Here is a 25,734-nt window from a genome sequence, read left to right on the forward strand (position 1 = left end):
ATCGGAGGCGAGGTCCGGCATAGCGCCTTCCCCGGCCGCGCTATCTTCGGCACGGTCGCGCCGGTCTATGACGACATCGTGGTGCTGGGCTCGCCTATCTAAGCAGCCTGGCAAATCTACGACAGCCGATCAGAAGACCGAAACGTTCTCAGCCTTCGACTTTCCGGTCTTGCGGTCCTCCGACCTCGAAGCTGACCTTATTGCCTTCGCGCAGCGAACGGCCGCGTTGCAAGGCAGAGACGTGAACAAACACATCCTGTCCGCCGCCCTCAGGCGTGATGAAGCCGAAGCCCTTGTCGCAGCGCTCAGCCGGCACGTTTCCGAGCACATCCGGCCGATGCGCCTCCAGCTCGCGGAGGATGCGAACGATAAGGGCTCCACTATCCGCCCTGCCTCAAGAACAGGCGCCTGTTTGCCCCTGCTGGATTTTCGTTATCAGTGTCGTTGCCATCTCTGGTCTCCAACATTTGATACAACTGGAACTCAGTTCGATCTGATTCAGCTTTCGAGAGCGGTATGTTCGGTCGCCGGCGCTCCTGACATGGCGAGACAGGCGCCACTCAGCATTACGATGATGCCGATCACATCCATCACTGTTATCCGCTCCGCGAAGACAGCAGCGCCGAGGGCGACAGCGATGACCGGCGAAACGAAGGCATAGCTACCGGCGCGGGATGCGCCGATATCCCGCAGCAAGCGCATGAAGGTCGTGTAGCCGATTAGCGAGCCAAAGATCACAAGGAAGAACCAGCCAAGCCAGGCAATCATGCCCCAGTCGCCGGAGAGGGCGGAAACTGCCCCCGGTTCGAAAGCCAGGGCTACCATCAGCAGCACGAAGCCTCCGAACGAGGTCGTCACACCTGAAACGAACAAGGCCGGATAGGATCGGAGAAGTGGACGGGCCAACACCGAGCCGTAACCATAGGTGAAGGCCGCTGATGCAACCGCCAATCCCCCCCATAGGCTCGCGCCTGGGAAGGCTTCAGGCAGACTTACATAGGCGGAAGCCGGCCAGAACAGGACGACCAGTCCACAGACCCCCAGAGCGATCGCGAAGATCCGCCGGCCATCCAATGTCTCTTCGCCTAGCAGGAGAGCAAATACCAGGAGCGCGATCGGAGTGAGCGACATTTCCAGAACGGCGGCAGTCCCGGAATTGATATACTGCATGCCCCAGAACAATGGGCCGTAGCAGAGCGTAATCATCAGCATACTGGCGGCGGTAAAGCGAATGCCATCTCTCACCTTCAGCCCCGCTATGTTGCCATTCGCCCAAGCGTAGAGAAGAAGCAACATGCCGGCAGCGGTGAACCGCGTGCCGGCGAACACGAGCGGCGGCACGGCTTGGATGCCGGCCTTGGTTCCGATCCAGGTGCTTCCCCAGATTATGCATAACATCAGAAAGCGCAGATGATTTTTGTTGGCACCGCTGGGCATCGGGGCTCCGATCCGTGTAACGTGTAAAAATCATTTAGACCGTTACAACTCGCCCTTGCCCAAATCGTTCCCGGAAACGATATTCAAATTATGAACACGCTAAAGACGATCCATGACATCAGCCTTCTCGGCGGTCATCCAGCGCTCGACTTCGTCAACACGGTCGATAGTCGCGGTGAACGTTGGGGCCCGGATTTCCTGAATAGCTACGATGACCTCGTGGCCTGGGCCCGTCGTCTCGATCTGATCGACGACAAAGAACGCGATACCTTACTAGCTAAGGCCGGCGGGTCGCCGTCCGACGCGAAAAAGGAACTCGGAGAAGCTAAGGAGTTGCGGGAGGCTCTTAGCCGCCTGTTTCTGTCCGAATATGATGCAAGCCCGATCAGCCGGGACGATCTCGACCTCGTTGCCGGCATGGCCCGGCGTGCGCAACTGCAGCAATCACTGAGCTGCGTTGGAGGCAGGATCCAGTGGCGTCCGGCGGATGCCAAAGATTTGGATGCAATCAGTACTCGTATCGCCCAGTCAGCCGCCGAACTGCTGACGTCGCGACACGCACGCCGTCCTGTACGTGCGTGTCAAGGTCCAAATTGCGGCTGGCTCTTTCTGGATCAATCTCGTGGCGGCCTCAGACGATGGTGCTCGGACAAAACCTGCGGATCGCATGCTAGAGTGCGCAGGTTTCGGGCTATCCAAGCCAGTTGATCACCCAGGCTGACCGGCCAAATTCGTCTTCGTCTTCGTCTTCGTCTTCGTTAGCGCAAACGCGAAAGTGGGATTACATGCACCCGCTGACGGCGAAGATCGCCGCGGTATCCTAACCGTGGGCTCGTCAGGGCTTGAGCATCACAAGCTGCTCCCCGCTTCCAGCGTCCCAGATCGTCAGGTCGACGACAAAGTCCCCCTCTTCGCTATCAGGTCGAGCAAGGCTGCGGCCAGCCGTCCCGCGCAGATCGGGTTGGTCGCAAGGTCGAGTGTCTCATTGCTGGTCAGCGCCAACCGAAACGAAAGGTCACTGTCTTCTAGAGGAGAAAATGCAGTGACGCTGTCAGATTCAAGATACGCGTCCGCTTCACCATCGGCATAAGGCCGGCGACGTTCGAAGGCTCGATGAAATTCACTCTTTTGTTCGGCGGAGAGCATTGTGATCCATTCCTCTATCGCGATTATCGGCCAGGCGCCGCTCCGTCGTTGTCGACGGAAAAACACAAGCCCATGGCAAACACAAGCCAATGTCCGTCACGGGCAGTGGAAACGCCGTCTCTTCAAAACAAGCTCGCCGCGGCAGCTCTGAGGTCAGAGCAACGTGCTATGATTCAAAATTCAGGAGATCGCACGTTATCGGCGTTGCTGCTCCAAGGCGAAGCACGCGGAAGCAGCTCTTCGCGATTTCATTGCCAGCCATGGCATACCACCGCGGCCATCGATCCCCGCGGCGGAAACGCCATCTCATCAAGCGACGTGTGGCTTTTGCCGCTATCGCAAGATGGTGCTCGATAGGGGAGACGCCAGCTGCGCTTCAACCCTCCTTGCGCAGCGCGAGGAGGGTTGAACTCGAAGCCGGTTAGATGGCGGTCCGCCGGTACCGGTCGCGCTCTTGCGCAATCTGTTCAGGGGCATATGGATCGAGCGTATCGTCAAACCGGGTCCATCCCTGCTCGTTATAGGCACGCCGACGTTCAACCGGGTCGACCCAGTTCGAACCCTGGAGAATGGCCTGCGCCTCGGAAGCGCGGGCGTCGTCGACCCGGGCCGTAACCAAGCTGCCACCACGGCGGACGCCTTCGGCATAAAGGTGGGCATCATCTTCCGAGACGCCGGAGTCGGTGAGGGCGCCGATTAGGCCACCAGCGGCACCACCAGCGACGGCGCCGGCAACAGCCCCGGCCGCAGTCGCGGCAAGCCAGCCTGCGGCAACCACCGGTCCGACACCGGGAATGGCCATCAGGCCCAGTCCGGTGAGCAGGCCGCCAGCGCCTCCGAGGGCAGCGCCAATGCCGGCACCGGTCGCGGCATCCTCTCCAACGTCGGAGTCGCGATCGATGCGGCCGGCCTTGTTGGAGACGATACTGATGTCGGTTGAGGGAACGCCTGCCGCTTCCAATTTGGTGACGGCGGAGCGAGCGTCAGAGTAGTCATCGAAAAGTCCGGTTACAGTTCTCATCATGCTTCTCCTTGGGTTACTTGGCGACGATGTTGCCTTGATAATCGAGGGCTATGGAGACGGCTTTGCCATCCTTCATGCCAGAGGCCATCCAGATCCCCTTGTCGTCGAGCTTGAGATCCTTGACGTCGGTGTAGCCGGCTTCCGCAATGCGATCCTTCGCCTGAGCTTCGGTAAAGCTGTTGGCACCCTCAACGGGCGCAGTCGGATTTTTGGTATCCGGGGTTGCAACTGCTGGTGTATTTCCATCCGGAGATGGAGCCGGCGGTGTTTGGGCGAAAGTTGCGACGACAGAGGCGCCAAAAATTGCCGCTGCCAACATGATCTTCTTCATATGGTGTTTCCTCCGTTTGCGGATCAGGCAGATCCATGCTCTCAAAACCGCCAGAGAAGATTTTTGTTCCTCGCCGCCGCAGGGAAGTATGCAATTGATTTTTTTAAATATACGGCAACGAGACCCCGAAATAATACTATCCCTCCCGGTGCCGCGGCAAAACGAGCGGACAATGAGGCGTGGAGCGAGCGACCTCCAATGAGCAATTCAAAAGCCTCACATAGGCGATGGGACTTTTAACTCCTAAAGTTGTGCTTTCCTTTGCACAGGAGATTAAGGCGAGACATTTTTTACCGGCCCAAAGAGTCTCGGCCCGGCCGAACCGCTGCCGATTTATTCGCCGAGGTCGCGGCGTGCCAACCGGACGTTACGGAGATGGTGAACGCACCGGTTTTTTCCGAATTCTCGGTGCGCGAGCGCCGTCAAACGCGGGGCCAAGCTCTCTACCCCGAGCAGCGGGCAATAAAAAAGGCCGGGGCGAAATCGCACCGACCTTTCCAACATCGCTCTTCACACCAGTGCCAGTACATCCGTGGTCAAAAGCAGATAAGCGACTTCGGCAGTCGCGAACACTCGCGTGGAGCACTCACCAGCAACGCCGATGATCCGTAGATAGCTTCGGGTTATGTTCAATTCAAGTCCCCCGGCAAAACGGGCGCATAAACCTGCCAACCATCAAATGGACGTCCGGGAACCAAATTGAAATGCGGAGGTTCGCGGTTATGATTCACGGTAATACGGCATGACGCATCCTCACGGAAGGCATGCAGTGCTCGTCGTCGAAGACGAGCCCCTGCTGATGATGATGGCGGTGGACGTTGTCGAAGCGGTCGGACTGGAAGCGCTCGAGGCGACGAACGCGGATGATGCGGTCCTCATCCTGGAACGCAGGAGCGATATCGCCATCGTCCTGACCGAGGTCGAGGTGCCGGGTACGATGGATGGCTTGGCGCTGGCCGCCTTGGTCCGCGAAAGATGGCCCCTGATCGAGATCGTCGTCGTGTCGGGGAGGGTGACGATCGGCAGGGAGGGCCTGCCCGAGCGTGGGGTGTTCTTCTCCAAACCATATGATGCCGACGAGCTCGCTTACACGCTTCGACGGCTGGCGACTTACCAGGTTTGCATCCCACGCGCCGAGCGAATTTAATGCACCGAGTTTCCGCAAGGCCGAGCGCGGCGAAGCCAATCATCCTGTTCCGGTGATCCTCCGAAGGGAAAGCTTGTCGGATTGGTGGTTCACTCGGCGGCATGACGGAGGGGGTATCCGTCTGCGAGCTCTGCCGAAGCGATGATCTCGAAGTCCGCGGGCATGGCGTGCTGATCGGTTCCCACGAGCGCCAGCGTCCAGTAAGCAGGATCCTCCCCGAAAACCGTGGAGACCTGAACGATCGTTATTCGTCCGTCGAAGTGCTTCGAGGACTTCGCCCAGTAAAACGCATCCGGAACCAAACTTGCTGCAACCATGACGCCAACTCCCATGACAAGTGAACGATAGCAGAAATCCTGGAAATGAGAATGCCTCAGCTTGTCGAGGTCGTCATCGGGTGGATAACGGTCACCCGTGGGCTGGCCGGCTTCCCATTGGCGTCTATGAAGCATCCAGGATGGCCAGGCCGCTGAACTAGCCCTCGCCCTAAGGTGCGTTGAGGCAACGCCACGGAACTTCCAGCCACCTGCTGACATTTCATTGTCGGACCGCTTTTTGGGAACGACCATGGCCACGGACAAACTATCGACCTATCGGTCGAAGCGCGATTTTCAGAAAACCGCCGAACCGAGCGGTGAAAAGCGCCTCGCGCGCAGCAATCGTCGTCGCTTCGTCATCCAGAAACATGATGCTACCCGCCTGCATTACGACCTCAGGCTCGAGCTCGATGGCGTCTTCAAGTCGTGGGCCGTCACGAAGGGGCCGTCCCTCGATCCGCATGACAAGCGGCTGGCCGTCGAGGTCGAAGACCACCCGCTCGACTATGGTGATTTCGAAGGCACCATTCCGAAAGGCCAGTATGGCGGCGGCACGGTCATGCTCTGGGATCGGGGCTATTGGGAACCGGAAGGCAAGATGAGCCCGGAGCAGGCCCTGGCGAAAGGCGATTTCAAGTTTACGCTGGAGGGCAAACGGCTGCATGGCAGCTTCGTGCTGGTGCGCATGCGCAACGATCGCGACCGCGGCAAGCGGACAAACTGGCTGCTGATCAAACACCACGACGAGTTCTCCGTCGACGAGAACGGCGCGGCCATACTTGAGGAAAACCAGACATCAGTTGCCTCCGGACGTACGATGGAGATGATTGCCACGGGAAGGGGACGAAAACCCAAGCCTTTCATGGTCGAGGGCGGCGACGTTCAGGCCGATGCCGTCTGGGACAGCAATCAGGGACTGGCGGCCGAAGAGCGAAAAGAGGATGACAGGGCCGGGCGAAAATCGAAGACGGTCACAACGGTCGATCTGCCTGATTTCATTGCGCCGCAGCTTTGCCAAACCGTGGAGCGCCCGCCCCCCGGCACCGGCTGGATTCACGAGATTAAGTTCGACGGCTACAGGATCCAGATGCGGGTGCTGGATGGCGAGACGACGCTGAAGACCAGGAAAGGACTCGACTGGACCGGCAAGTATCCCGAGATTGCCCAGGCAGCGTCGGCCCTGCCGGACGCCATCATCGATGGCGAGATCTGCGCACTCGATGAAAGCGGCGCGCCGGATTTTGCAGCCCTGCAGGCGGCTCTCTCGGAAGGCAGGACCGGCGAGCTCGTCTATTTCGCATTCGATCTTCTCTATGAGGGTGGCGAAGATTTGCGATCCTTGCCACTCGTCGAGCGTAAGGAGCGGCTTCAAAGCCTTCTGTCCGACGCCGGCAGCGATCCGCGCATCCGTTTCGTCGAGCATTTCGAAACGGGCGGTGATGCGGTCCTTCGGTCTGCCTGCAAACTGTCACTGGAAGGCATCGTCTCGAAACAGGCGGATGCACCCTATCAATCCGGCCGCACCGAAAGCTGGGCAAAGTCGAAATGCCGCGCTGGCCACGAAGTCGTGATCGGCGCCTATGCCAAGACCAACGGTAAATTCCGATCTCTGCTGGTCGGCGTCTACCGGGGCGACCACTTCGTTTATGTCGGCCGCGTCGGCACCGGATATGGTGCGAAGAAGGTGGAAACGCTGCTTCCGAAGCTGGAGGCGCTCGAGACGGTGAAATCGCCTTTCACCGGCATCGGCGCGCCGAAAAAGGAGGCCGAGGTCAAGTGGCTGAAGCCGGAGCTCGTGGCGGAAATTGAATTCGCAGGCTGGACGGCCGACGGTATTGTCCGGCAGGCGGCGTTCAAGGGGCTGCGCACAGACAAGCCGGCCAAGGAGGTCAAGGCCGAACGGCCGGCGAAACCCGCGCAGACGGACGTGCCGCAGCCGGCGGCGGAGACGAAGGCCAGGCCGGTCAGGCGAAAGGGCGCCAAGGCGGAGGTCATGGACGTGCTGATCTCCAACCCTGACAAGCCGCTGTGGCCGGATGCCAATGACGGCAAACCCGTCACCAAGGAGGAGCTGGCCCGTTACTACGAAGCGGTCGGTTCCTGGCTGATCGAGCACATCAAGGGACGTCCATGTTCCATCATCCGGACACCCGACGGGGTCGGCGGCGAGCAGTTCTTCCAGCGCCATGCTATGCCCGGCACCTCCAACCTGCTCGAACTGGTCAAAGTCTTCGGCGACAAAAAGCCCTATCTGCAGATCGACCGGGTCGAGGGTCTGGCTGCCGTCGCGCAGATCGGCGCCGTCGAACTGCATCCCTGGAATTGCGAGCCGCATAAGCCTGAGGTGCCGGGACGACTGGTCTTCGACCTCGATCCAGGTCCGGGTGTGCCCTTCTCCGAGGTCGTTTCCGCAGCCCGCGAAATGCGCGACCGTCTCGACGAACTGGGCCTGATAAGCTTCTGCAAGACAACCGGCGGCAAGGGCCTGCACGTCGTCACCCCGCTTGCCGTCGACAAGAGCGAGCCGCTTTCTTGGGCGCAAGCGAAGGGCTTCGCGCATGACGTCTGCCAACAGATGGCGCGCGACAATCCGCAACTCTATCTGATCAAGATGACGAAGAGCCTGAGGAACGGCCGCATCTTCCTCGACTATCTTCGCAACGACCGAATGGCAACCGCGGTGGCGCCGTTGTCGCCGCGGGCTCGACCGGGCGCCACTGTCTCGATGCCGTTGAGCTGGACGCAGGTCAAATCCGGCCTCGACCCCAAGCGCTTTACCATCCGCACTGTTCCGGCGCTTCTGTCGAAATCGTCGGCTTGGGAGGACTATTGCGACGGCCAGCGGCCGCTGGAGCAGGCGATGAAGCGCCTCGCAAAGGCCCGGGTGGCGGCTTGATTGAGAAGTAGTTCATCGCGGATCTGGCTCGAGGTGGTAGCCGGCATTGCTTTGCGAATTCGGGGCCGGCCAAGATCTGCAGAGGACGACCAGCTGGCCAGGCGTCGGATCATTCCGTCAAATCATACACTGCCGCGTTGTCCTGGATCTCCCGAAGCCCCTTGTACGATGCATGACGGAGGTTGCCGTCCCCAGTCCAGCCCCGAAACTCGATCTCAGCGATCAGCGTCGGCTGCACGAAGACGAAGCGCTTGCCCCTCAGCGGAACGACCGGCCGGTTCGTCTTCAACGGATCGAGCGTCTTTTTCAGGTGCTCGGCATCCTTCGCAGTGAATCCAGTCCCGACTGATCCCACAAAAGCCCAATCGAATCCCTTCCTACCGGCCAACAGCAAGCTGCCGATGCCGCCCCGCGCGACTGCCGACTGCTCGTAGCCAACGATCATGAAGCTTTCGCTCTGGACACACTTGATCTTCAGCCAGTCACCGGTCCGGCCGCTTCGGTAAGGTCGGTCACGATGCTTGGCGATGATCCCTTCCAGTTGATGATGGCAGGCGTGCTCGAGCAGGTCTTCGGCGGGCAGTTCTATCTCCTCGGAAAGACGGATCGCGCCGTCGCCGTCTTCCGGCACAAGGTCTTCAAGCAGGTGCCGGCGCACTGCAAGCTCGGTGCGGGTCAGATCATGCCCATCGAGATAGACCAGGTCGAACGCGAAAAGGCTGGACTCGGTCGATACCCGTTTGCCCCCCCGCCCGCCGAGCGAACGCTGGAGGGCGGCAAAATCAGATCGGCCCCGCTCGTCAAGAACGACCGCCTCACCATCGAGGATGGCAGTTGTTACCCCAAGGTCTTTTGCCGCAGCAGCGATGGTGGGGAAGCGGTGGGTCCAGTCATGGCCGCCGCGAGTGATGACCCGCACGCGCTTTGGCTCGATGTGGATTGCCAATCGATAACCGTCCCACTTCACCTCATAGAGCCAATCCGATCCGATAGGCACGGTCGGCTTGAGCAGCGCGAGACATGGCTCGACGCGTGACGGCATTGGATCGAAGGGTAGACTCGGCTGGTCGGGGTCGCGCTTGCGGATCGGACGAGACAGCAGCGTTAAGCGTGACTCGTCGAGCAACGGCAGGGAGGGGCGACGTGGACGCATCATGTAAAGGCTATCCGTTCGCAGGACGATGCCGCTGTGTAAAAGGCAACAGGGAACGCGACCTCTCCAAACTTGATATAGCCTTTCCAATTCGCTCGCGGGGTAACCATCTTCGCGGACTCCTGACGCAACCAACCCGACTCAACCGAATCAGTGACGCTTTGTTCCAAGTCGAAACGAATCTAGTTTCAATGACTTAACGCTGATATCTCGCTCGTATTGCGAGTCGGCAGATGCTCTTGATTCAATGCCTTTTTTGCGGCTGCGTGCGTTCTTGTGCGTTCGGCACATGCGAACTGGTGCGATGAAAGGCGAAAGTGACAATTCATGCCGGAAACAAAAGTTCAACGACGGTTCCCTTGCCCGGCACCGAGGCAATGCGAGCGTCGCCACCGCTTTGGCGTACGAATCCATAAACCACTGCTAGGCCAAGACCGACGCCGCCTTCCGCGTCGCGCGTGGTAAAGTAGGGTTCGAAGGCTTTGTCGACGGCCTCGGGTGTCATGCCGATGCCGTCGTCTGTCACACTGACGCTGACGCCGGCCTCACTGCGGGAACAACGTATGAGAATTGTTCCACCTGCCGGCATAGCCGCGGCGGCGTTGAGGCAGAGATTGAGGATCGATTGTTCGAAGAGCGCCGTGTCGATGAGGACGGTGGGCAGGTCGCCGGCTATTTCGAAGGCGAGCCGGCATTTTTCGCCGATGGCGATTTCCAATACGTCGGCCATGCCGCGCAGCACCGCGCCGATCTCCACCGCGCCGGGATGGATCGGCTGCTGGCTGCCGATGGAAAGCATACTCCCGGCCAGCGACCTGCCGCGGTCGGCAGCCTTACGGATGCGGGCGAGGTGTCGCTTTTGCCGCTCATTGAAGCCGGTTTCGCGCTCCAGCAGGCCGAGGCTGCCGGTGATGATGCCGATCATGTTGCCGACTTCGTGGCTCACCTGATGGGTCATACGCATGATGCCGTCGAGCCGTTGGATTTTTGCCGCCTCCGCCTCCTGCCGGTCCATGTCGGTGATATCGCGCGCCAGCAGCACGACGCCGCCGTCCGGTTGCCGCGATACCGACACTTCGGTTACCTGTCCGACATCGGAGCGATGGCGCAGCACACAGCGGTCGGTGAGCAGCCCCGCATCATCCTCAGCCGGCAGAAGGGCCCGATCAATCTCCGGCAGCGGCGTCACGAAGCTGCGAAGCGGCAATTTCCTGGCCGAACCAGACCAGCCCACCAGCTCGATGACACGCCGGTTCATGGTGATCGGCCGGCCGCGCGGATCGAATAGCGCGATGCCTTCGTTCATACTGCGGAAGGTGGAGCGGATGGTGCGTGCGGCGGCCTCCGCCGTACGCCGAAGCCGCGTCACGCGCTCGACGCTCTCCCGGAATGCGCGGAAAGCTTCGAGCAGGCGCACCAGCTCGGTTTCCGTGCCGTCATAGCGAGGCGTATCAACATCCTTGCGCCCTTCTGCCAGTGCGTTCATGCCGTTCGAAAGGGAGACGATGCCGCGTGAGACACGCATGACCGATCGGATCGAGACCACGGCCATTGCCAGGACCAACAGCGAGGCAACAGCGACGATGACGAGGATGCGGCTCAATGCATCGGAGGTCGAGACGAGGTCGTCACTGAGGTTGCGGGCAACGGCCTCGCTTTGGGTTTCCGTCGCATGCGACAGATCGCGTGAGACGCTGTGCAGGCGCGAGACTGCGGCGCGGATGGCGAACATTTCGAGCAGATAACGCGTCTGTGCCTCGAAGATCCGTTCGTAAGGCGCAAGCTCGGCGGCGGCAACCCGGGTGTCCGGCGCGGCGCGTTCGAGTCGCGGGGCGGTCTCCGAGACGTAGCGCCGGCGCAATTCGCCGAGCTGGAAGAGGCTATCCGAATTGGAGGCGGATTGGACGATGGCGTTCAGCCGACTGCGGAAACCTGCATCCCCAATGCCGCTGCCGGTCGCGATCTCGCCGAGTGCTGCCGCGGCCTCCGCCTTGTGCTGCTGGGCCGATTCCGCGTCGCCCGCAAGCGTCGTCGTCTGCGTGCGGATGGTTTCCAGCAGCTCTACGATGCGGCTGCTGGCAAAACCCCGTACGGCAGCCCGGTCGTTTTCAGGTTGCATCGCGCGCAAAAGCGCATCGACCTGCAGGACGACCGAGCGGCTTTCGCTAGAGACCCGGTAGGGTGAGGTCGAATTCATGAGGAAGGGTGCGCTGGAGACGAGGTCTGAAACCTGCCGCGAGACCAGCGAGGCCTTGGCGAGAGCCGAAAACGCCTGCAAGCCATAGGCGGCCATTTCTTGGCGCGCCCGCTGCAGGCCGTAGACGGCAATGGTCGCAAGGCTGAAGACGAGCACGCAGATGAAGGCGATGGCGAAGGGCAGCCGAAAGGCGATGGAGGAGAGGAACGGACGGCTGATCACGGTGCGGTCTCGCTATCGTCTGTGTCGAGAATATAGCCCTTGCCGCGGCGCGTCTTGATATGGCGCGGCAGGTCTGGATTGCGCTCGATCTTGCGACGCAGACGCAGCACGAGCACGTCGACATTGCGGTCGATATAGCGCTCGCTTTCCGCGCCCAGTCGATCGAGGATATGCGCGCGGCTAACGGGTGTGTTTGGCGTTTCGGCGAGGATTTCGAGCAGCGCGAATTCGGCGCTCGTGAGCGACTTGGCGGGGTCGGTACGGCAGATGGCGCGGCGGCTCTTGAGATCCACCGACCATTCGCCGAGCTTCAGGGATGTGGGTTCATGCTCCCGCTCGCTTTCGCGCTCCGGCTTCAGCGAGGGAATCGTCCGGCGCAGCACGGCTTTGATACGGGCCGTCAATTCGATGGGCTCGAAGGGTTTGACGACATAGTCGTCTGCCGCGGTTTCGAGACCCAGCACCCGGTCCACGGCGCTGCCTGCAGCGGTCACCATGACAATGCCGATATTGGCCTGCGCGCGCAGGCGCTGCGCGAAGGTGCGTCCGGATGTGCCGGGCAGGTTATGGTCGACGAGCACGAGATGCACGGTTTCGCGCGAAAGGACGATCGCGGCCTCTTCCGCGGATGGCGCGGTTAGAGCTGTCCAACCTTCCGCCTCTATGAGGTCGGAGATAAGCTCCGCCATGTCCGGATCGTCCTCGACGATCAGGATGGTTATCCTCTCATTCAACACATGCACGTCCTCCCGTGCCTATTATAGGCAGAGATGTCACGATCTTCAAAGCGAGCTCGTGTTATGCGGTTTGTCACATTTGTAACCTTTGTCATTTTTTCGAGGGTGATACCGGCTCCGGCTGTAAGAACCGTAACCATTCTTCGATTGCGCGGGGAAGCAGATGTGACATCCTGATTACGGAGATTGGGACGCAAGGTCCAATGGGAGGAAGTTGTGAGAGGCATCACCGCTTTCAGCGCGGTAGCAGCTTTGTGGCTGGCGAGCGCCAGCACCGGCATCGCAGCACCGTCGCTCACCGTTCTGTGCGGGGTGGACGAGACGTGGTGTGCCGCGATGAAGACGGCCTATGAGGCGAAGACCGGGCTCGAAATTTCGGTGACACGCAAGAGCACCGGCGATATTCTCAATCAGATCCGCGCGGAGAAAACAGCACCTACCGTCGATGTCTGGTGGGGCGGCACGGGCGATACTCATCTGCAGGCCGGTTCTGAAAATCTGCTCGAACCCTACCAGCCGGCCCATGAGCGCGACATGCTGCCCTGGGCGCAGAACTTCTTCGCCATGTCTGGCGGCCGCTCAGCCGGCATTTATGCGGGGGCGCTCGGCTTTGCCTACAATGCCGACCTGCTGCGCGAGCTGAAGCTGCCCGCGCCGACCTGCTGGAAGGACCTCACGGATGTCGCCTATCGCGGCCGCATCCAGAGCGGTAATCCGAATTCGTCTGGCACCGCCTTCACGACGCTTGCGACGCTGGTTCAGCTCTTCGGCGAGGATGAGGCTTTCCGTTATCTCGCTGCGCTCAATCGCAATATCGAACGTTACACACCCTCGGGGGCTGCGCCGATCAAGGCGGCGGCGCGAGGAGAAACGCTCATCGGCATTTCTTTCATGCATGACGCCGTGACGCAGAAGCAAGCGGGCTTTCCCCTCGTCATCGTCGCACCCTGCGAGGGCACCGGCTACGAGATCGGCGCCGTGAGCATCGTCAAAGGCGCAAGGCATATCGAGGAAGCAAAGCGCTTCGTCGATTTCGCGCTGAGCCCGGAAGGGCAGGGTACGGGCGCGGCGTCCGGCCAGAACCAAGTTCCATCCAACGCGAAATCCACCCTGCCGCTTGCAGCCCCGGATATCTCGATGATCAAGATGGTCGACTATGACTTCGCTACCTTCGGCTCGCCGGATGAACGAAGTCGACTGCTCCGCAGGTTCGATGCGGAAATCGCCGCGACGAACTGATCAAGGCATTCAGACAAACCACAACCCAGAAACATGCACACGCCGACGCGGGCAGGCCGATGGCTCTGCTGTGTCTTGTTCGTGCGAAAATCTAACCCAGGCAACAAGGAGGATGCCCCATGAAAATGAAGACCCTTTCCCTCGTGCTTTTCGCCGGCACGGCGCTCGGGGCGCTACCGGCGCAGGCGGCTGGCGAACTCAACCTCATCTGCTCGGCAGACGTTGTCATCTGCGAGCAGATGAAGGGCGATTTCGAGAAGGCGCATAGCGACATCAAGGTGAACATGGTTCGCCTTTCGTCCGGCGAGACCTATGCCAAGGTGCGCGCCGAGGCTCGCAATCCGAAGACAGACATATGGTGGGCCGGCACGGGCGATCCGCATCTTCAGGCGGCTTCGGAAAATCTGACCCTCGAATACAAGTCGCCGAAGCTCGATGAACTCAACGACTGGGCGAAGAAGCAGGCCGAAAGCTCCGGTTACAAGACCGTCGGCGTTTATGCCGGCGCGCTGGGCTGGGGCTACAACACGGAAATCTTCAAGTCCAAAGGCTACAAGGAGCCAGTCTGCTGGGCCGACCTTTTGGCACCGGAACTGAAGGGCGAAATCCAAATTGCGAACCCGAATTCTTCTGGTACCGCTTATACGGCGCTCGCCTCTCTCGTGCAGATCATGGGCGAGGACCAGGCTTTCGACTACCTGAAGAAGCTGAACGGCAACATATCGCAATATACCAAGTCCGGATCGGCACCCGTCAAGGCCGCAGCACGCGGTGAGACGGCGCTCGGCATCGTCTTCGTCCACGATGCTGTGGCGCAGACGGCCGAAGGCTTCCCGGTCAAGTCGATTACGCCTTGCGAAGGTACCGGCTACGAGATCGGCTCCATGTCGATCATCAAGGGCGCCCGCAATCTCGACAATGCGAGGATCTGGTACGACTGGGCGCTGACGGCGGAAGTTCAGTCGCGCATGAAGGATGCCAAGTCCTTCCAGCTGCCGTCCAACAAGAGCGCCGCAATCCCGAAGGAGGCGCCGCGCTTCGAGGACATCAAGCTGATCGACTACGACTTCAAGACCTATGGCGAGCCGACGAAGCGCAAGGCACTGCTGGAACGCTGGGATCGGGAAATAGGCGCCGCCGCCAACTGATGTCCAGACCGGCGGCGCCCGTCTCCCCGGGCGCCGCCTCCTCACACTCAAGACAGCGAGGTCAGCCATGAGACATGGCAATCGCAGGCTGGACGTGGTCCTGATCCTGGGCGTGGTCGCATTGACCCTATTGCCCTGGTATCGGATCGAGAACGGCTTCTTCGGACTCGGTTGGCTGGCCGGTTTCCCCCTTTCTCCGGAAGCCGCCCCCGGCGTCGTGCAGATTTTCGCGCACGGCCGGCTGTGGCTTGCCGCTGCGCTCGTGCTCCTTCTCCTGGCTATCGTGGCCCGCGGCACGGCAGACCCAATGCGCCGCGGCGCCGTGCTCGCCTGGACCGGCGCGATCGGCGTCCTCTTCCTGTCGCTCCAGGGCCTCGCCGTCGGCTTTTCCGGTTGGACCTGGACGGTGAGCGAAATGCTCTTCGGCCCGCTCTCGAACGGTCAGGCTTCGATGGGGGCGGGTGCGGTGCTCTCTGCGATCACCTTCGTGCTGCTCTTCGCCTTCGGCCTTGCCGAACGCGGTGTCATGAAGGGCGATGCCTTTGTCGTCAGCGCGATCGCGCTGCTCGTCTTCCTCGTCGCGGTCTTCGTCTTCTACCCGATTGGCAGCATGTTCATCGGATCGGTGCAGGATTTCGACGGCTCGTTCAATGCGGATAACTTCATCCGGAACGTGCAGGATCCGAGCATCTGGAGCCTCAACTGTGTGATCGGCGCCGGTCGCTGCGGCGTCGCCTGGCGTACGCTCTGGCTCGCCATCATGACCGGCCTCGGCTCGACCCTGCTTGGCCTCGCCTTCGCGCTTGTCGCCACCCGCACGCGGTTTCCCTTCAAGAAGGGCCTGCGGCTGCTGACGATCCTGCCGATCATCACTCCACCCTTCGTCATCGGTCTGGCGCTCACGCTGCTCTTCGGCCGCGCCGGTGTCGTCACGCAGGGGCTGTCGGGACTCTTCGGCATCGAGCCCGGCCGTTGGCTCTACGGTCTCACCGGCATCTGGATAGCGCAGGTGCTGTCTTTCACGCCGATCTCGTTCCTCGTGCTGATCGGAGTCGTCGAGGGCGTCAGCCCGTCGATGGAGGAGGCGTCCACGACGCTGCGCGCCGACCGTTGGCGCACGTTCCGGCGGGTGTCGCTGCCGCTGATGAAGCCCGGTCTGGCCAACGCCTTCCTCATCGGCTTCATCGAAAGCATGGCCGACTTCGGCAATCCGCTGGTGCTCGGCGGCAGCCATGGCGTGCTTTCGACCGAGATCTTCTTCGCCGTGGTCGGGTCGCAGAACGATCCGTCGCGCGCCGCCGTACTCGCCACGGTGCTGTTGCTATTCACGCTCTCCGCCTTCCTCGCCCAACGCGTCTGGCTGTCGGGCAAAAACTACGCCACCGTCACCGGCAAGGGCGATAGCGGATCGCACATCGCTCTGCCGCGAGGGCTGTCGATCGGCGTTCACGCCGTCGTCATCCCGTGGATCCTCTTCACGCTCGTCATCTACGGCATGATCCTGGTCGGCGGCTTCGTGAAAACCTGGGGTCTCGACAACTCGCTGACGCTCGACCACTACGCCAAGGCCTTCTCGATCAGCTTCGAAAATGGGATCGCCTGGACGGGCGTCGCTTGGAACTCGTTCTGGACGACGATCGAGATCGCGTTGGTCTCTGCTCCGCTGACTGCCGCCGTCGGCCTACTGACGGCTTATATTATCGTGCGTCAAAAATTCGTCGGGAAGAATGCCTTCGAATTCGCCCTCATGATGAGCTTTGCTATTCCCGGCACAGTCATCGGCGTCAGCTACATCATGGCCTTCAATCTGCCGCCCTTGGAAATGACCGGCTCGGCACTGATCTTGATCGCCTGCTTCGTCTTCCGCAACATGCCGGTCGGCGTGCGCGGAGGCATCGCGGCGATGAGCCAGCTCGACAAGAGCCTGGATGAAGCCTCCCTGACGCTGCGGGCCAACAGCTTCCGCACGATCCGCAAGGTCATCCTGCCGCTTTTACGCCCGGCCATCACCGCCGCGCTCGTCTATTCCTTCGTGCGCGCAATCACCTCCATCAGCGCCGTCATCTTCCTCGTCAGCGCCGAGTACAACATGGCGACCTCCTACATCGTCGGCCTCGTCGAGAACGGGGAATATGGCGTGGCCATCGCCTATTCCACCATGCTGATCGTCGTGATGATCACCGTCATCGCCTGCTTCCAGCTCATCGTGGGCGAACGGCGCCTGCGCCGTGAAAACCGCGTCGCCGGCCTTGCCACATCCGCTTCCTCTCGCCAGGAGAAAATCGCATGATTAATCCCAAAGCCGGTTCCGTTGTCTTCCAGAACGTGCGCAAAACATTTGGAGCCTTCACTGCCATTCCCGACCTCTCGCTCACCATCGAGCGCGGTACGCTCGTCACCCTGCTTGGCCCCTCCGGCTGTGGCAAGACGACGACGCTGCGCATGCTTGCCGGCCTCGAACATCCTTCGGCCGGAAAAATACTGATCGGCGGCAAGGACGTCACCATGCTGCCGGCCAATGAGCGCGATGTCTCGATGGTCTTCCAGTCCTATGCGCTCTTTCCGCACATGAATGCGCGCGACAACGTCGCCTATGGCCTGGAATCCTCGGGCTTCAGCCGCAAGGAAGCGCGCGAGAAGGCGGAGGAGGGGCTGGCACTGGTCGGCCTTGCCGGCATGGGCCATCGCCTGCCCGCCGAACTCTCCGGCGGCCAGCAACAGCGCGTCGCCGTCGCCCGCGCGCTGGTGCTGGAACCGCAGGTGCTGCTGCTCGACGAGCCGCTTTCCAACCTCGATGCGCGCCTGCGCCGCAAGGTACGCACGGATATCCGCGAACTCCAGCAGCGCCTCGGCTTCACCGCCGTCTATGTCACGCACGATCAGGATGAGGCGCTTGCCGTGTCCGACCGCATCATCATCATGAAAGATGGCGAAGTCGCCCAGTCCGGCGCCCCGCGCGACCTCTATGAAGCGCCGGCTTCCGCCTTCATCGCGGATTTCATGGGAGAGGCGAATGTGATCCCCTGCGAGGTGGTTGGTATCGATGGCGCCGATGCTGACATCCGCATTGGTGGTTTCCGACATCGTGTGCCGGCGGGTAGAGCGACGCCGGGTGCGGCGAGCCTTGCCGTTCGTCCCGGCGCCATCGCGCTTTCCGAGGGGCGGGGGCACGGGCTTGCCGGCCGCATCCTGCATTCGGCCTATCTCGGAGATCATGTCGAGTATGAGGTCGAAACCGACGTCGGCACGCTCTTCATCGTCGACCACGCCGTCGACCGCATTTTACCGGTCGCGTCCGACGCTACGCTCGGCTTCCGAAGTCGCGGCATCGCCCTTATCAGCACGTGAGAGACTCTGAGGCAAAATCCTGGGCCAGCCTGCGTTCGATGACCGCCTAACAGAACGAGCCTGTATGGAGCCCTTGCGTTAAACCGATGTTCGCCCGCCGGAAGGATTAGGTATGATTGATATTCTATCGCTGGAAAATGATTTCGAGGCCGTGATTTTTGATTGCGACGGCACACTTGTTCACACGCCCCCTGTCTATGCGGACGCATGGGCAGCCGGCTTTGCCCATTCCGGCAAACCGATGAATCAGGCCTGGTATTTGATGCGGGCGGGAATGTCTGAAGGGGTCCTTATGGAGGCCTTTGAGCGAGAATTCGACGTTGTGCTCGATCGCGAATCCGTCATCGCCACCATGCGATCGCACTTTCTTCAGAATCTACACAGAGTGCGTGAAGTGCATGTGGTTGCTGCGACGGTTCGCCGGTTGGCCGGCGTGCGTCCCATGGCTGTTGCCTCCGGCGGTTCGCGGGAAATTGTCACTGCGACCCTGCATGGAACGGGCCTGCGGGAATATTTCGACGAGTTGGTCACGATCGATGACGTGGCAAATCCAAAGCCGGCCCCAGACCTGTTTCTGCAGGCGGCCGCTCTATTGGGAATAGAACCAGCCCGGTGTGTCGTGTTCGAAGATAGCGAACAAGGTCTCGAAGCAGCTCGACGGGCGGGTATGAGCGCCATTGATGTGAATCGGCTTGATCTTCCTGAGCAGCAACGCGAGTTGAACATTCGCGACAGCTTGAAGATGAAGGCCTGAGATTCGGCTGCGCCTTTTCTTGCGCAGGTTCTTGATGTCCGTTGCCGATACATCTGAGCAGCGATTCTAATCACCCCCCTGATCGGCCGCTTCGCCCATCCACTTCGACGCCGACCTCTTAAACCACTCAACGACCTGAACTATTGCAAGGAGTACCAGCATTATGTCGCAACAGACGGAACTTGATACACGCTTTGTCTTTGCCAAAGCCGTTGCGCGGGAGGCGGGCGCTATGGCGCTCGACTATTTCAACGGGCGCGACAGACTCGTGATCGAAACGAAGCGGGATCTGCAGGACGTCGTGTCAATTGCCGACCGCAACGTCGAGACATTCATACGAGAGCGCGTGGCGGAAGCTTTTGGGGCAGACGGATTTCTCGGCGAGGAATACGGTTATCAGGAAGGGGGGTCGGGATTGACATGGGTTGTCGATCCGATTGACGGAACAGCGCCATTCGTCAATGGCATGCCGACATGGTGTGTATCGATTGCCGTTCTGCACCGCGGTATGCCCGTGATCGGCGTGATCCACGTCCCGTGCGATGATGAACTCTACGCAGCGGCGGCGGGCATGGGCGCGAGCCTGAACGGCAAGAAACTCAGCCTCGATCCGTCACGGACTTTGCAGAATGCAATGACCGGCATTGGCTGCAATTCCTATGTAACCCCGGAGCGGGTAGGCGCAATTGTGTCTGCTTTGCTTGCCAAGGGTGGCAACTTCATCCGCAATGGCTCGGGCGCCTTGATGCTGGCCTATGTGGCCGCGGGGCGGCTTGTTGGCTACTACGAGCCCCACATGCGTGCCTGGGACTGCATGGCCGGCTACTGCCTCGTCAAGGAAGCCGGTGGAACCCGTCTAGCCTTCCCGGCTGAGGGCGAAGCCTTGCTGCAGGGCCATCCGGTGCTGGCGAGCAATCCGACAGTTTATGCCGATTTGCTTGCAATCCACACTGGCTGACCTTCAAGGCCGCTCAGTGCACTTTTCTGGCCGATACGGCCAAGGCGGGCCAGACGCATGAGCTAACCCGTCCGGAGGCCTGGGCACAGGGCCAATGACTGGCAGTCCAACCTTGATGGGACGCTGCACTCCGTCCGCTATAGGCATCAGCGCCTGATCGGACCTGCCAAACTTGGCCTTCGAGCTGAAGCGGTGAGCGGCATCCACTTCAGGATCGTCTCGGCGTTGCGTGGCGACGTTGTCGATATCGCCGGGTTACTGGCGCGGCCGGCCAGGTGGGCCTCATTGCCGCGGTCCATCTGCGGCGTGAGCGACGGCCTGACACCTCGCAGATCTGCCACGTCTGCCTGCATCAACACTTGCCGATCCTATTGCGGCCATTGCGTCCTGCCTCGGCTTCTGGTCCTGCCAGGCTCGCGCCGCCCGCAACGGCCTTGCCGTCCTCCACTACGTTGCGGCCCTGCGGGTGCAGGCTGCGCTTGCAGCCTGGCTTTCGGACCGCCGTAGCAGGTCGCGATGGCCGCGACCTCGAAACGGAGGTTCAGACATGAGCAGGCAGCCATCCCATCAACGATCCGATATCTATAGCCGCATCACCACCAAAATCATCGCCGATCTCGAACGTGGCGTGCGGCCGTGGACCAAGCCCTGGACGACGGGACATGCGACGGGCGAGGTCAGCCGGCCACTGCGCCATAACGGTCAACCCTATTCCGGGATCAACGTCCTTCTCCTCTGGTCCGAAGCCATCGCCCGTGGTTTTGCCTCATCAAGCTGGATGACGTTTCGCCAGGCAATCGAGCTCGGCGGCGCCGTCCGCAAGGGCGAAACCGGCACAACCGTGATCTTCGCCAGTTCGTTCATCCGCACTGAAACGACGGAGACTGGCACTGAGGTCGAACAGGATATTCCATTCCTCAAAGCTTACACAGTGTTCAACACCGATCAGATCGCCGGTCTCGACGGGCGTTTTGATGACATCGCACCTGTCGTCGATCCAATGAGCCGCATCGGCAATGCCGGCCGCTTCTTTGCCAATACCGGTGCGCTGATCCGGCACGGAGGTACGGCTGCCTATTATGCCGCTCAGCGTGATTACATCCAGATGCCATGCCTGGATGCCTTCAGGGACGATGCCTCCTATGTCGCCATCCTCAGTCACGAGATGACGCACTGGACCGGCGCACCACGAAGGCTTGATCGCGATCTCAGCCGCTACGCAAAAGGCAGGAGCGAACGTGCCCGTGAGGAGCTGATTGCCGAACTCGGCAGCGCGTTTCTCTGCGCCGATCTCGGCATCGTCCCCGAGCTCGAACCACGACCCGACCACGCAAGCTACCTCGACGGCTGGCTCAAGGTTCTGGGCAACGACAAGCGTGCCATCTTTTCAGCGGCAGCACATGCGCAGCGCGCCGTCGATTACCTGCATTCCTTGCAGCCGAACCGCGACGAGGAGGAGGCGGCGTGAGCCGCCTCTGCCTCATCCATGAGAGACGCGCATCACGGCAACGGTCCGCTAGCCACGCGACAAACGCGGCTAACCACCGTTGCTGTAGATATCGACGCGCTGACAGCCGCAGCTAGCAGAGGGTTCCTGACCTCTTGCTCCCGTCGCCTCCAAGTTCTCCAGACCACGTCCAAGCTCGACAGGCAGCCGGAGCAACAGGTTGAACCAGGAGCGACGAAAAGCCGAGGTGAAGCGAGCTCCTTAACTCCCCACGCCGCACAGGTTCGATCCCTCACAAGACGCTGCCGGTCACCGGTCGAAAGACCTGAACTCCAGCAATCAGCCCCACATAGCATGTCAGCTACATCCGCCTGACGGATGGGCCAAATTTCGCTTGCATTCTTTGCGAGACGAGCCTGGGTCGGACTTCATCATAAAGCCCTCGCCACCGCCGATCACGAGAATGGGATCGGGATCAGTGCCGATTGGACTGATCAGCGCAAGATAAGACGGAGCGCCGCTGCCGCGTCGCTAGGCATTGGTCGTTCGACGCGTCTGTAGACTCGTCCGTTCGGCGTCCGGGTCATCAGCCCGAGATCACAGAGCTCGCGGCGCAGAAGTGCGTAATCGCCGAAGTCATGGCGCTCATTGAGCAGGATGTTTACATCTGGCTCGGAGAGCTCGCGTGCTGCCGGAATCTGCGCCCACAATATCCAAAGCGCAACGATCTGGTCAGTGCGTCGCGCCGGCCAACGCAGCAATCGGCCGCCCTTGTCAAAGCAGCGGGCAATTCTCTCCACCAGCCTCTGATTGATATCGGAAGGTTGCTGAAACAGTTTGTCGTCGGGTGGGCTTGGTGCCGGATCCCCCGCACCTTTCACCGTCGCTCGCAAATTCTGGAAATTGCCGAGCCCAGCAGCTTTGGCGAGGATATTCAACAATTCGAGGTGGGACGGGAGTCCATCTTGGTTGGACAATTGCGATCTCACCGATTTGGCAAACGTCGAAACGTCGCTCAGATTAAGCGGTATCAGTTTTCTGGACATGACCTATCCTTCGGTCGTGCCGTCCAAAAGGATCATCGGCGATCGCCCTTCCGACATGGCACGGATTGGTGTCCATATCTATCTTGACAGGCAGGTTTAGCGTGTTCGGGGGAACGGCGATGCCTGGGTGAACTGCGGACCCGGCGTCGCACATAGCATCCAGTATTAGAGAGTTCAAGTGGAACGGAGGACCCTTGACGGTTCTGCTACGGAGCGCGGAATGATGCGCGTCCATCCTGTCGATTGTAGACGGGCTCTAGTTGTCACCCGGATCATTATGCTGTCCCTCGCGACGATAAGCGGCTCATAATGATCTGATATACCAACCTAATGCGTCCTGATCTAAGGGCTTGCTTATTGAACCCCCGAACAAGGCCGCGCATACTGGAGATCCCCGCTGATTGCCTCGCAAGAGCGACCCAGCACAATCATACGCTTTCGGTCGTGTTTTGAAGCACGGACAGGACATCTCCCTCAACGTCGTGATGACTTCGAGCGGAGGACGATCCGTCAGAGCCGTGTGCATGGCGGGGCGCGTCATGGGTCTAGACCGGCAGCGCGACAGCCGTTATCTACGGAGTCCGTCGCGGTGCTGAAGACATCGCTGGAACATCACCGCAGACACCCAAGGCCTCTTAGTGAAAAAACTCCAACGCAGTTTTGTTGTCGAACACAAATCGGGTCGGCGAAGAACCGAGAGCAAATCGAATTCGATCTGGGGAGACATGGATCTCAAGTCCATCGCTCAAGATGTGCAGGAAGAGGCAATGCTCTTTCCGCCGGTAGGCTTCCAGGTTGGCAAACCAGGCGGTGAGCTATCTCTGCCCGAACGGGGACAGCCGGGAGTGTTGACACTGCCGGCCCGACAGCGGACAACTGAAGCGGCTTTACAGGAGACCATAATGGCCGACGAACGAGATACGACAATTGTTGCTGACGCCCCAGCGGTAACGGCTCCCGCGACGATTAAGAAGCAGCGCAAACCTCGCGCAAAAAAGGTGGCCGTTGAAACCCGGTCAGCCGAAGTTGCGGCAGAGCCCGCGGATGCTGCCAAGACGGCAGCCGGAAAACCGAAGAGAGGACGCAGGGTCAAGGCCGATGACGTCGTGAACAGCGCCAAGCGTGGGCGAATCAAACGGACTCCGAAGGCGGTGCAAATCGAGAGCGCACCTATAACGGGGGTGATCGATGAGATGGCGGACCTACTGCAGCTGGAAGAGGAAAATCGAGGACTGCGTAAGCTGTTGGCTGAGAAGCTTCGCGCCGAAAATGCCGAATTGCGAAAGCGGCTCAACCTCGTTTGACCAACGGTTGCCGGCACATTTCCGTGTTTATGGAGATGTGCGTCTGGCGACAGTTCCCGTTGCCGCCAAGACTTGAATTCGCAACTGCATGTGGGGTAACGCGAGGTCGAATAGAATGGCGTCTCCATGGAAACTTCTTGCTCGGTTGGTGTCACCGCGACGGCTTCCGAAGGAAGAAAACAACTCGACCGGTGATGTGACGCCGGAAATGTCGACCGTCGACAGGCCGACTGCACCGGCGGACGACGAAGGATTGCGATTCACAGACCGCCCAGCAGGCGAGGAGCTGCGGCCTCACGATCAATCTGGTGCGAGGTCTGGTGAGCTGCAGGAACAGGGCGCGCCGGTTATTGAAGGCGCCAAGCCGCTGGAAGCTGCTAATTCGGTTGTATCTGATGACACCGACGTGCTCGCATACGACGCTTCGAGACCCTCGCAGACCCGCCGAGGCGCAACCCGAAAACGGGGCAGCCGCAGCAGGAAAGCCGAGACTGGGGTCGTTCGGCATGAGTCTCCAGGCGTTCCCGCACTGTCTGATGAAGCGATGAGCCTCGATAAAGAGATCAGCTTGCTCCGGGAGCAACTGGCGAACAAGCTTCAACTGCAAAACGCACAACTGAAGCGGATGCTGGCGCGATTTGAACGTTGAAGCTGTCGGTGGCTCGAGCTCCAAGCAGAGGGGCTCGCCATTGCAGGAAGCATTTTCCGCCGCGCGGTTGTGGGGGATGGCTTGGACGACCTAATTGTTGTCGGAGATACATCCGCACGCCAACGGGACCCCCCTTGCTGCGCAGCGGCAGATCGTCTTTTTATGCTTTTTCCGTGATCGGCACATCGGCGGACGAGACACTTCAAACCAATCAAGCCTTTTCCGCATTGGACCATGAGTGCCGCGTGCATCTCAAGGTTACTGCATGATCGAACGAAGCAAAGTCTCGCGGGCGGACGTCAGATGCAGTCGACAGGCGCGATCGATCGAGGCGACGTTGCGGCTTTCAAGGGCTTCGATCAACGCGAGATGTTCCCTGATGGCAACCTCGTTCCGCGCGCGTTCATCGCGCTTGTTCCACTGATAATGGTAGTGGAAGACCATGGCGATAACGTCTTGGAAGCTTTCGATAAAGCGGTTTGGCGCGACTGCCGTAATCAGCCGGTGAAATCGGCTGTCCAGCTCCGAGAAATCCTGAAATCGAGCGTCAATATCTGCGAGCAGCTCCAAATGCGCCGCTCGCATGGCCTGGATCTGTTTCCAGACGGGCGACCCGTCGGGCAGGGTGGCGAACAGCCGGGCGGAGCGCATTTCGAACATCTCTCTGATCTCGAACAGTTCGAGCGCGAAACTGGCCGTGAACCCTTTAAAAACCCAGCCGGCATTCTGACGCTTCTCGATCAGCCCATATTTCTGAAATCGGTTGAGAAATTCACGGATAATCGTTGTCGCGACGCCGAATTTCCGGGCCAATTCCGTCTCATTGATTTCTGTGCCCGGACAGGCATCACCGCGCAGCATCCATTCCATGAAGCTCGTCTCGACCTGTTCCGAAATTGCCAAGGTCTCTTCCTTCGGATAGCGCTCTTTCTGCCGCGGCTGCTTGCGTATAATCCGTCGGTGGGCTTCAGACATAATGATCCCACGTGCGGCCATCCCTGCCAGCACCTTTCGCACCGTTGTTCTGCTCACGCCAAGCTGGGCGCGCAGTGCGTTTTCGGACGGCAATTCCTCCCCAAGATCGAGTGTTCGAATGATCTCGATCATATCATTGAATGCCCGCTTGAATGTCGTATCGGTTCTCATGGCGCAACTCCAGGTATGGTTTGATATCCATAAAAAACAAGTTGACGTACGTGTATCATATGTTTCTTATGTATAAAAAACAGGAGAG

22 protein-coding genes and 2 pseudogenes are annotated in these 25,734 nt (G+C 60.2%); 12 read left to right on the top strand and 12 right to left on the bottom strand.

Annotated elements, in window-relative coordinates; all coding sequences use genetic code 11:
- Window positions 1-129 precede the first annotated feature (129 nt).
- Both FHX10_RS07615 and FHX10_RS07620 read right to left on the bottom strand, forming a co-directional pair.
- A pseudogene (locus tag FHX10_RS07615) lies at window positions 130-328 on the bottom strand (cold-shock protein).
- Window positions 329-498: 170 nt separating this feature from the next.
- Window positions 499-1,437, bottom strand: coding sequence for a DMT family transporter (locus tag FHX10_RS07620; RefSeq protein ID WP_165932226.1), 939 nt, complete (start codon window positions 1,435-1,437; stop codon window positions 499-501).
- A gap of 90 nt (window positions 1,438-1,527) precedes the next feature.
- Between FHX10_RS07620 and FHX10_RS07625 the strand changes: the two genes are divergently transcribed.
- Entirely contained in the window at window positions 1,528-2,145 is a 618-nt protein-coding gene (locus FHX10_RS07625) for a CGNR zinc finger domain-containing protein (protein WP_028755980.1), read from the top strand.
- Window positions 2,146-2,322: 177 nt separating this feature from the next.
- Here the strand turns inward: FHX10_RS07625 and FHX10_RS07630 are convergent, their stop codons facing one another.
- The 3 genes from FHX10_RS07630 to FHX10_RS07640 all read right to left on the bottom strand — a co-directional run bounded on the left by FHX10_RS07630 (window position 2,323) and on the right by FHX10_RS07640 (window position 3,938).
- Window positions 2,323-2,583 carry a hypothetical protein gene (locus FHX10_RS07630; protein WP_244604757.1) on the bottom strand — a complete coding sequence of 87 codons (261 nt, stop codon included), beginning with the start codon at window positions 2,581-2,583 and terminating at the stop codon, window positions 2,323-2,325.
- A 421-nt stretch (window positions 2,584-3,004) separates the two neighbouring features.
- A complete protein-coding gene (locus FHX10_RS07635) occupies window positions 3,005-3,604 on the bottom strand; it encodes a general stress protein (protein WP_028755979.1) in 600 nt (199 codons plus the stop codon).
- Window positions 3,605-3,620: 16 nt separating this feature from the next.
- Window positions 3,621-3,938, bottom strand: coding sequence for a PepSY domain-containing protein (locus FHX10_RS07640; protein WP_028755978.1), 318 nt, complete (start codon window positions 3,936-3,938; stop codon window positions 3,621-3,623).
- Between the two features lie 742 nt (window positions 3,939-4,680).
- On the opposite strand from FHX10_RS07640, the gene FHX10_RS07645 reads away from it, so the two are divergent.
- Complete coding sequence (locus FHX10_RS07645; RefSeq protein ID WP_049810872.1) at window positions 4,681-5,085, top strand: response regulator; 405 nt, start codon at window positions 4,681-4,683, stop codon at window positions 5,083-5,085.
- Between the two features lie 89 nt (window positions 5,086-5,174).
- Here FHX10_RS07645 and FHX10_RS07650 read toward each other — a convergent pair whose 3' ends face one another.
- On the bottom strand, window positions 5,175-5,402 hold the full coding sequence (locus FHX10_RS07650; RefSeq protein WP_028755977.1) for a hypothetical protein: 228 nt from the start codon (window positions 5,400-5,402) through the stop codon (window positions 5,175-5,177).
- Window positions 5,403-5,652: 250 nt separating this feature from the next.
- Between FHX10_RS07650 and ligD (FHX10_RS07655) the strand changes: the two genes are divergently transcribed.
- Window positions 5,653-8,298, top strand: coding sequence for a DNA ligase D (ligD, locus tag FHX10_RS07655; RefSeq protein ID WP_097596306.1), 2,646 nt, complete (start codon window positions 5,653-5,655; stop codon window positions 8,296-8,298).
- 109 nt (window positions 8,299-8,407) lie between these two features.
- On the opposite strand, the gene ligD (FHX10_RS07660) is transcribed toward ligD (FHX10_RS07655), so the two are convergent.
- The 4 genes and pseudogenes from ligD (FHX10_RS07660) to FHX10_RS07670 form a co-directional block, all read right to left on the bottom strand.
- Window positions 8,408-9,454: a non-homologous end-joining DNA ligase gene (ligD, locus tag FHX10_RS07660; RefSeq protein WP_028755975.1), complete on the bottom strand. Its 1,047-nt coding sequence runs from the start codon at window positions 9,452-9,454 to the stop codon at window positions 8,408-8,410.
- A gap of 2 nt (window positions 9,455-9,456) precedes the next feature.
- A pseudogene (locus tag FHX10_RS34970) lies at window positions 9,457-9,561 on the bottom strand (Ku protein); the annotation flags it as partial.
- Window positions 9,562-9,776: 215 nt separating this feature from the next.
- Entirely contained in the window at window positions 9,777-11,870 is a 2,094-nt protein-coding gene (locus FHX10_RS07665; RefSeq protein WP_028755974.1) for an ATP-binding protein, read from the bottom strand.
- Window positions 11,867-12,607 carry a response regulator gene (locus FHX10_RS07670; RefSeq protein ID WP_028755973.1) on the bottom strand — a complete coding sequence of 247 codons (741 nt, stop codon included), beginning with the start codon at window positions 12,605-12,607 and terminating at the stop codon, window positions 11,867-11,869. The genes FHX10_RS07665 and FHX10_RS07670 overlap by 4 nt, the downstream gene beginning before the upstream one ends.
- A 216-nt stretch (window positions 12,608-12,823) precedes the next feature.
- Between FHX10_RS07670 and FHX10_RS07675 the strand changes: the two genes are divergently transcribed.
- From FHX10_RS07675 to FHX10_RS07710, 7 genes are all read left to right on the top strand, one after another.
- Window positions 12,824-13,846, top strand: a complete 1,023-nt coding sequence (locus tag FHX10_RS07675) for an ABC transporter substrate-binding protein (RefSeq protein WP_028755972.1) — start codon at window positions 12,824-12,826, stop codon at window positions 13,844-13,846.
- A gap of 119 nt (window positions 13,847-13,965) precedes the next feature.
- Window positions 13,966-14,994, top strand: coding sequence for an ABC transporter substrate-binding protein (locus tag FHX10_RS07680; protein ID WP_028755971.1), 1,029 nt, complete (start codon window positions 13,966-13,968; stop codon window positions 14,992-14,994).
- A gap of 67 nt (window positions 14,995-15,061) precedes the next feature.
- Window positions 15,062-17,284: an ABC transporter permease gene (locus tag FHX10_RS07685; RefSeq protein WP_097545233.1), complete on the top strand. Its 2,223-nt coding sequence runs from the start codon at window positions 15,062-15,064 to the stop codon at window positions 17,282-17,284.
- Window positions 17,281-18,342, top strand: a complete 1,062-nt coding sequence (locus FHX10_RS07690; protein WP_028756654.1) for an ABC transporter ATP-binding protein — start codon at window positions 17,281-17,283, stop codon at window positions 18,340-18,342. Before FHX10_RS07685 ends, FHX10_RS07690 begins: the two co-directional genes overlap by 4 nt.
- 112 nt (window positions 18,343-18,454) lie before the next feature.
- Window positions 18,455-19,096 carry an HAD family hydrolase gene (locus FHX10_RS07695; protein WP_097545232.1) on the top strand — a complete coding sequence of 214 codons (642 nt, stop codon included), beginning with the start codon at window positions 18,455-18,457 and terminating at the stop codon, window positions 19,094-19,096.
- A 163-nt stretch (window positions 19,097-19,259) separates the two neighbouring features.
- On the top strand, window positions 19,260-20,054 hold the full coding sequence (locus tag FHX10_RS07700; protein ID WP_028756652.1) for an inositol monophosphatase family protein: 795 nt from the start codon (window positions 19,260-19,262) through the stop codon (window positions 20,052-20,054).
- 547 nt (window positions 20,055-20,601) lie between these two features.
- Window positions 20,602-21,522: an ArdC family protein gene (locus FHX10_RS07710; RefSeq protein WP_028756651.1), complete on the top strand. Its 921-nt coding sequence runs from the start codon at window positions 20,602-20,604 to the stop codon at window positions 21,520-21,522.
- Between the two features lie 473 nt (window positions 21,523-21,995).
- Here the strand turns inward: FHX10_RS07710 and FHX10_RS07715 are convergent, their stop codons facing one another.
- A complete protein-coding gene (locus tag FHX10_RS07715) occupies window positions 21,996-22,547 on the bottom strand; it encodes a DUF2087 domain-containing protein (RefSeq protein WP_028756650.1) in 552 nt (183 codons plus the stop codon).
- Between the two features lie 638 nt (window positions 22,548-23,185).
- Between FHX10_RS07715 and FHX10_RS07720 the strand changes: the two genes are divergently transcribed.
- Complete coding sequence (locus tag FHX10_RS07720) at window positions 23,186-23,851, top strand: transcriptional regulator (RefSeq protein WP_028756649.1); 666 nt, start codon at window positions 23,186-23,188, stop codon at window positions 23,849-23,851.
- A gap of 115 nt (window positions 23,852-23,966) precedes the next feature.
- The gene (locus FHX10_RS07725) at window positions 23,967-24,500 is read left to right on the top strand and encodes a hypothetical protein (RefSeq protein WP_028756359.1); all 534 of its coding nucleotides are present in this window, start codon (window positions 23,967-23,969) and stop codon (window positions 24,498-24,500) included.
- A 258-nt stretch (window positions 24,501-24,758) separates the two neighbouring features.
- On the opposite strand, the gene FHX10_RS07730 is transcribed toward FHX10_RS07725, so the two are convergent.
- Entirely contained in the window at window positions 24,759-25,646 is an 888-nt protein-coding gene (locus FHX10_RS07730) for a GntR family transcriptional regulator (RefSeq protein ID WP_028756358.1), read from the bottom strand.
- Window positions 25,647-25,734 lie beyond the last annotated feature (88 nt).

The organism is Rhizobium sp. BK591, from assembly GCF_014195045.1.
Taxonomy (GTDB): Bacteria; Pseudomonadota; Alphaproteobacteria; order Rhizobiales; family Rhizobiaceae; genus Rhizobium; species Rhizobium anhuiense.